General features: G+C 67.3%; 1 protein-coding gene. It reads left to right on the plus strand.

Annotation, left to right across the window (positions count from 1 at the left end):
• The first annotated feature begins 18 nt into the window (after positions 1–18).
• Entirely contained in the window at positions 19–159 is a 141-nt protein-coding gene (locus JHD67_RS21620; protein ID WP_199101192.1) for a hypothetical protein, read from the plus strand.
• Positions 160–392 lie beyond the last annotated feature (233 nt).

Below are 392 nucleotides of genomic sequence, written 5' to 3' on the forward strand. Positions count from 1 at the left end.
TCTCGTGGGCTCGGAGATGTGTATAAGAGACAGGAACGCGCCCTGCTGGATGCCTTGGCACTATGCGAAGGCGTGGGGTTGGATCTGGGGCCTCGCCTCCCATCCTCGGTGCTTCAGTGGTACCGCTTTGGCCCGCATCGGGCGCTGTTCGGCCACTGAGCCACCTTAGTTTCGTCCTCGTCAACGCGGCCTTCGTCGCCGCAGCGGTGGTTTCGTCGCAAAGCCGCCCCCAGCCCGATACAGGCTAGGTACTGTCTCTTATACACATCTGACGCTGCCGACGACAACGTTCGGGTGTAGATCGCGGTGGTCGCCGTAGCATGAAAAAGGGGGGGGGGGGGGGGGGGGGGGGGGGGGGGGGGGGGGGGGGGGGGGGGGGGGGGGGGGGGGGG

Origin of the sequence: Dyella sp. ASV21 (genome assembly GCF_016428975.1) — a bacterium.
Taxonomy (GTDB): domain Bacteria; phylum Pseudomonadota; class Gammaproteobacteria; order Xanthomonadales; family Rhodanobacteraceae; genus Dyella.